The organism is Effusibacillus sp. SKA8, from assembly GCF_058273125.1.
In genome coordinates this window covers 1-5,938 of record NZ_JBZCSF010000026.1, presented here as the reverse complement: position 1 = coordinate 5,938, position 5,938 = coordinate 1, and the positions used below count along the sequence as shown (strand labels likewise).

Genomic DNA, 5,938 nt, shown 5'->3' with positions numbered 1-5,938 from the left:
TAATAGGGATTATCATACGACAATCACCCATAGAATCCTCCGACATTGAACGTGACAAAAAACCGCTCATCCGCCGTCAAACAGAGTGAGCGGTAACAATATTGACTTTCCTCCCAACAATAATCAGAGTTCAAAAAAATCTTTGATGAAGGCGTAATTTCCGGCAAGACGACCAACAGGGCGCAACTTTTCCAGATCAACCTTGTAATTCCCCATGTAAATTTCATCTTTGATGTGGTAACAAACCACCCTTCCAAGAATCAGGCGATCGGTTCCGACTTCGATGATTCGATCCAGTTTGCATTCCATGTTGATAGGCGCTTCCAAGACCCTTGGGACGGAAACAATCTGACTTTCAGTTGCAGTCACTCCGACATCGGCAAATTCATCTACTTCCGGCGGGTAGTTTGCGCTACTTTGGTGCATCTGTTTGGCCAATGGCTCGGAGATAATGTTGACGACAAATTCTCCTGTCTCCCGAATGTTCACCAATGTGTCTTTTTCCGTTCCCAAACGTTCGCCGATACCTGGGCCTATCGAAAGGCACAAAGTTGGGGGATTTCTCGATGCGACGGTAAAAAAACTGAACGGAGCCAGATTGAAAATTCCATCCCGGCTAACAGTGGAAACCCAAGCTATGGGCCTGGGCACAACCGCACCGGACAACAACTTGTAAACGCTGAGCGGTGTAATCGCAGTCGGATCGATTATCATCAGCTAAAATCCTCCTATAATGTTGATTTGATTTGTCCACCGTCAACCTGAATAGAAGCTCCAGTCATAAACGAAGCCCTGTCAGAAGCGAGAAATGTAACGACATTGGCAACCTCCTCCGCTGTTCCATATCTGTTCAGTGCCATTTCTTTCGCTATTTCCGCTTTTACCTCTTCAATCGATACGTTCCGTTCCTTTGCAATGTTTGTGACGATATTCACTGAACGATCCGTCCAGATTGGGCCTGGCATAACCTGATTGACCAAAATGTTGTATTTGCCCAGTTCGTTAGAAAGATGTTTAGACAAGCCAGAGATCGCGCTCCTGCACATCGTAGAGATCACGCCGTGCAGGCGCGGTTGTTTAACCCAGGTGGAAGTCATGTAAATGATCCGCCCGCCTCCGTTTTTGATCATGGATGGGATCACCCGTTTTGTCATTTGCAGCGCCGGGAAAAGCATCATATCAAGGCCCGCTCTCCAATCTTCCAGATCGGTGTCAATAAAATCCGATGTTTTAGGTCCGCCCGTATTGCACACAAGCACGTCCACCCGCCCGTAATGCCGGAAAACGTTGTCCATTAGACGGTTAACATCTTCCAAATTGGATAGGTCAGCGGGAAAGGCAAAAATTTGCCCGTTCCCGGTTTTTATCAGTTTGTCGGACGCCTTTTTCAACTCATCTTCCCTGCGGGAACTGATAGCTACCCTCGCACCCTCTTGCAGCATGGATTCCGCGATAGCGTAGCCGAGCCCCTTGCTGGCAGCTGTCACCAATACGACTTTATCCTTCAGACCTAAATTCATGCATTCATTCCCCCTGCTTTTTTGTCTGCTAATCTTGCTGCTGCGAATTTATTACTGCAATTCAGGCCATTTGTAGATTTCCGGTCTGCGCTGTGCCAACGACGGGACATGTTTCCTCACTTCCTCAATCCAGTCCAGATTCAAGTCCATGGTGAGTGTTGTTTCATAATCGGAAGCCTGACCGATCACAATTCCCCACGGATCGACGAACAAGCTCCTGCCGTAACTCCAATCGCCTTTCGGCGGGAACTGACCACATACGGCCGGAGCGGCGATATACACCTGATTCTCGATCGCTCTGGCCCGAAGTAACACTTCCCAATGATCTTTGCCCGTATGAAGCATGAAAACTGCAGGAACCAGAATCACTTTGGCCCCTTTTAAGGCGAGAATGCGAAATATCTCCGGAAACCGGATGTCGAAACAGACACTCAACCCAACAGGCACTCCCTTGATGGATGTGACAACGATCCGGTCTCCGCCTTCTTCCACTTCACTCCCCGAAAATTGTCTGCCACCCACATTTGCGTTAAAAATATGGATTTTGTGATAAACGTCCTGAATATCTCCCTCGGGGTTAATAACACAACTGGTGTTTCGGAGCTTCTTTTCCCCTGGAAAGCGCATTTTCATCGTGCCGGTCACAATGTACGTTCCCAGTTCTTTGGCTAAATGACGAAACCGTGTGATTGTCGGGCCATCCAGTGTTTCCGCTTCTTCAAAAAACTGCTGTTTCGTTCCCATCAAATGAAAGTTTTCCGGCAAAACAATGAGATCTGGGTTGCTTAAACTTGCTTCACGAATCAATTCTTCCGCTCGCCGCACATTTCGTTCCACCCGGTCCGTAACTTCCATTTGTATCATTGAAACTCTCAACTTATCCATACTCACTTATCCTTTTTACAACCGGATGGATGGCTCGACAATTTTTCCCTGGTCAATAATCACCTTACCATCAAGCTCAATCGTACAGTTACGCATCGGGATGTCGTAATGGCACTTGGTATAACGCCTGACATGAGCGTTCGGACCTGTGGACCACATAAAATTGCCGGCAAATGCACGAGCGTCCATGCCATATGTTTCATTTCCGTAGAAAGCCAGCGCCTCCCATAAAGCCGTTTCGTCAAGGCCCCAACCAAAGTGGGAAGTCGCGTACACTTCCTTGTCGCGCCAAGCCTCGAAGTACTGCTTGAACAGCAAAACTTCCAATCCTTCACCTTGAATGTCTGTAATGAAACCATTACTAATCGTGATAGTTATCGGGCTGGTCACATAGCGGTTTAACGGCAGCAGGATGTCCCCAACATCGAGAACAATCCGGCCATTGACCGTCTCTTCAACCGGATAGAAGGCAACGAACCCTCCAGCAAAGTGATCCCATCTTCCTGGCTGATCGGTATAGCCGTACTGTGAGACGACAGGCGGATTAGGACCGAGTTGAAGAGTTAAGTCTGTCCCTGCTGCAGATGTGACTCGGAATTGGTTCGCTTGTTTGAGCATTTCCGCGCTTTTCTCCACGCGTTCCCTGAGCGATTTTCTCGGGAACATTCTTTCAAGGATTTCCGGATTTTCCCATACCATCAGCATTCTTGCTCCGCTATTCAGGGTAATCGCTCGCGCCTTGGTATGAACCAACCCTTCCGATGTAACATCAACGACCATATCCGCTTTTTTCAGCGTTTCCATCGCCTGAGGCACGGAATCAATATATCTATCAATACTTAACGTTTTTCTGCCATGATAGGGAATTTGAGCATGTCGAATCCCCGGAAATTGGACATTTAATCCATGGGCTCCCAAAGAATCAATTGCTGCCAGAAACGCTTCAACATATCCTTCGCGTGACTCTGGCTGACTGGCTACAACAACAAATTCTCCTTCATGTACTCCGCACAGTTCAAGTTCATCCCTGAATAACTGTGTCAGTTCCGTAAGATTTTTAGACATTTATCCCACTCCTTTAAAAATTGATTTTAAATTGTAGTTTATTTAGATACACATAAACCATCTTAGACTTTGGTTGAAACCTGGTTGTCAGAACCATTGCAATCAATTTGGCACATTTTTTTACAATTTGATTCCGTAGCACAAGCAATGGAAGATATCCACGCTCCATTATGATAAGGGCATTTTACAAACTCGCTGCGATGCAGTGTTTTACCCGTCAGGCTGCAAGTCAAAGTATGCGATTCTCCTTCGGGAATTTCAGGGATTCTGCGGAAATATTGACGGATCACACCTTCTTCACCCATCATAGCTGAAAACACCGTTGGCAATACAAATGAAAGAACTGAAGTAAGTATTACTGAAAGAGCCTTGATGGTATCCCCGAATATACCAAATACACCCAATATGCCAATTACAGCCGGAATAACCATGGATGGAAATCCGATCCAATTTATGGGTGGCAAATACGCCCGTCTAAACTCCGACCAATCCGGAATTCTATATTTCGGCCGAACCAATATCATTTCACCGAACATCGCACCTACCCAGGCGGCAAATACGACTCCCGATATCGATGCAATCAGCGGGAAATACCGTAGGAATGGACTAATCACCAGTAAGTATCCGGCAATTAAAAACGGAACAAGCAGCCACCAGCGAATTAAGCTTTTTCCTGTGATTTGGGCTAATGAACTGTCCAGCGCCAGTGAACCGAGATACATATTTATCACATTGATTCTTAGCTGAGTAATTGTGACCAAAAAAAGTCCAAACGGTCCAAGCAGCCAAACCAATATTACGCCCGGATTCGGGGTAATGCCTTTTGTTGAAGCCAGCAGGAAGATCCCAAGTATGCCAATTAATATGGAGTTACATATAGAACTCACCAGAGTTAATAGCCATGCACCTTTTTTCTTTTCGCTTCTTTTGATCATTCTGGAAACGTCAGTCACGGCAAGAATCGTGATGAATCCGAATGCTCCGAGCCAAGCCCCCGCTGACGCAAAAACGGTCAGCCATGACAGAGGTTCACCTGTGAGATTAAGATTCCACCATTCGCCAGCATATGCCCAGCTTGCTTTATCGGACCAGCCAGCAAATAAAGCAACAAAAGCCAGTAGGATACCGACAGCGTACAACCATAGCGTAAAGTTTTGCAGCTTGTTGATCCAAACCATCCCGTAAATGCCAATGGGGAAAAAGGCGGCGCAAATAATCAGAGCTGACAACCAGTATGGCAATACAGGAACATACTCGGAAAGTGAATGCGCCATAACCGAAGTTTCCATCGCAAACAGGACAATCAGAAAAAAGGCGCTGAACAAACTGGTTAAAATCGAACCGACATACCCGAAACTGGCCCGACTCATTAAGTCTTTTCCAATTCCTTCGTTCGCCGATTTCACGGACATATAATAGACTCCAAAGCCAACAATCACCGAAGAAATTAGAAAACCGACAATGACTGAAGGTGCGCCAAAGGCAAGAGTTAATAATGCCCCGGTTAGTGGATAAGCGAGAGCAGTCGATAAGCCCGACCAACTCCAGAAAGCCTGCCATGGGGTGAACCTCCAGTTTCCGGGGACTCGCATTAACCCGTAATCGTCCTCCGCAGCAGTCTTATCCATCGTAAACGGCAATTCCCTATTATCGTAAAAATAGCTTTCATCGGCATTCAGAATTCTTTCCAACTGGCTTTTTACCATACACTTCACTCCCTGATCTTTGTGATTGCTATATCTTTAAGATAGAAGAAAAACATTAGAGTTCTAATCCTCCGGCGGTTTTGATCAACCCACGGATACTAATCCCCGTATCCGCTTGAATAATAGTTCCTGTCATGGTTTTTGAATCGTCTGACGCAAGCATTACATACAAACCGGCATAATCTTCAGGCTTGGGAATAAACCGCAACGGAAGAGAATTTTCCACACCAGATATTATGGAAGGAACCTGATTTCCCAACGCTTTCGGCATCCCCATCGCAGTGGCAATCACTCCGGGCGCAACACCATTCACACGAATTTTTGGAGCCAACTCATACGCCAATTCCTTGATTAGTCCGGCAATCGCATGTTTGGACGCCGTGTACAAGGGGCCGCCGCCCGCAGAGTAAAAACTGGCGTGAGATGCGGACAAGATCATGCATCCCTGTGTTTTGACCAACTCCGGAATTACCGCTTTAGCTCCCAAAAGATATCCTTTAACGTTTACACTGAATAACTCGTAAAATGCTTCGTCTATTTTTTCCATCGGGAGATCGACAAGTGGCGTGTTTCCATCATAAATTCCCGCGTTTGCAACAAAAATGTCCACTTTACCGAACGCATCCACCGTCGATTGAACCATCCTTAGATTGTCTTCCTTCACACTCACGTCTGCTTGAACGGCTACAACAGATTTTCCGAGTTTCTCTTTGATTTGTTCCAGCTTTTCCAGTGAGCGACCCGCAACACATACCTGGGCGC

At 46.4% G+C, this 5,938-nt stretch carries 6 protein-coding genes; all 6 read right to left on the bottom strand.

What is annotated here, in order from left to right; genetic code table 11:
* Window positions 1-123: 123 nt before the first annotated feature.
* On the bottom strand, window positions 124-714 hold the full coding sequence (locus AC4ED1_RS14420; protein WP_490939814.1) for a flavin reductase family protein: 591 nt from the start codon (window positions 712-714) through the stop codon (window positions 124-126).
* Between the two features lie 14 nt (window positions 715-728).
* Entirely contained in the window at window positions 729-1,520 is a 792-nt protein-coding gene (locus AC4ED1_RS14415) for an SDR family oxidoreductase (protein WP_490939812.1), read from the bottom strand.
* Between the two features lie 51 nt (window positions 1,521-1,571).
* Window positions 1,572-2,405: a carbon-nitrogen hydrolase family protein gene (locus tag AC4ED1_RS14410; RefSeq protein WP_490939810.1), complete on the bottom strand. Its 834-nt coding sequence runs from the start codon at window positions 2,403-2,405 to the stop codon at window positions 1,572-1,574.
* Window positions 2,406-2,420: 15 nt separating this feature from the next.
* Window positions 2,421-3,470, bottom strand: a complete 1,050-nt coding sequence (locus AC4ED1_RS14405; RefSeq protein WP_490939808.1) for a 2,5-dihydroxypyridine 5,6-dioxygenase NicX family protein — start codon at window positions 3,468-3,470, stop codon at window positions 2,421-2,423.
* A 62-nt stretch (window positions 3,471-3,532) separates the two neighbouring features.
* Window positions 3,533-5,176 (bottom strand): purine-cytosine permease family protein, encoded by a 1,644-nt coding sequence (locus tag AC4ED1_RS14400; RefSeq protein WP_490939806.1) that lies wholly within the window; start codon window positions 5,174-5,176, stop codon window positions 3,533-3,535.
* Between the two features lie 55 nt (window positions 5,177-5,231).
* Window positions 5,232-5,938: SDR family oxidoreductase (locus tag AC4ED1_RS14395; RefSeq protein ID WP_490939804.1), on the bottom strand; the 707-nt coding region annotated here is incomplete at its 5' end.

What these genes read in the sequence shown, in the direction of transcription:
- AC4ED1_RS14405 (WP_490939808.1), bottom strand. Translation starts at nt 3,470, where the DNA reads ATGTCTAAAAATCTTACGGAACTGACACAGTTATTCAGGGATGAACTT.
- AC4ED1_RS14420 (WP_490939814.1), bottom strand. Translation starts at nt 714, where the DNA reads ATGATAATCGATCCGACTGCGATTACACCGCTCAGCGTTTACAAGTTG.
- AC4ED1_RS14415 (WP_490939812.1), bottom strand. Translation starts at nt 1,520, where the DNA reads ATGAATTTAGGTCTGAAGGATAAAGTCGTATTGGTGACAGCTGCCAGC.
- AC4ED1_RS14410 (WP_490939810.1), bottom strand. Translation starts at nt 2,405, where the DNA reads ATGGATAAGTTGAGAGTTTCAATGATACAAATGGAAGTTACGGACCGG.
- AC4ED1_RS14400 (WP_490939806.1), bottom strand. Translation starts at nt 5,176, where the DNA reads ATGGTAAAAAGCCAGTTGGAAAGAATTCTGAATGCCGATGAAAGCTAT.